Here is a 381-nt window from a genome sequence, read left to right on the forward strand (position 1 = left end):
ACGGTTACCGGATCGCATATTGCGGCATGAGGTGCGGTGTGTTCTTTGTGGGCGAGTACATGGATATCATCACGATTACCGCGTTGGAGGTAACGCTGTTCGTTGGGGGCGGGCATGGCGCGTTGTTACCGCCGATCATCAGGTTCGCGCTGAAAACCGCGTTCTTCATGATGATGTTCAATTTGATTCGCGCAGCGTAACCGCGTCCACGTTATGACCAGCTAATGTCCTTCGGCTGGAAAGTGTGCCAGCCGCTGACGCTCGTCAACTTGTTGGTAACGGCACCTGTCATTCTCTGCCAGCAGCCAAAAGGGGCTATAGACCATGACCTTAAAAGAATTACTGGTAGGTGTCGGTACCCCGGTACACAGTATCTGGATG

General features: G+C 53.3%; 1 pseudogene. It reads left to right on the top strand.

Annotated elements, in window-relative coordinates:
- A pseudogene (locus A6013_RS24555) lies at window positions 1-302 on the top strand (NADH-quinone oxidoreductase subunit H); the annotation flags it as partial.
- Between the last annotated feature and the right edge of the window lie 79 nt (window positions 303-381).

This window comes from Enterobacter sp. IF2SW-B1, assembly GCF_001743375.1.
GTDB classification, from domain to species: domain Bacteria; phylum Pseudomonadota; class Gammaproteobacteria; order Enterobacterales; family Enterobacteriaceae; genus Enterobacter; species Enterobacter bugandensis.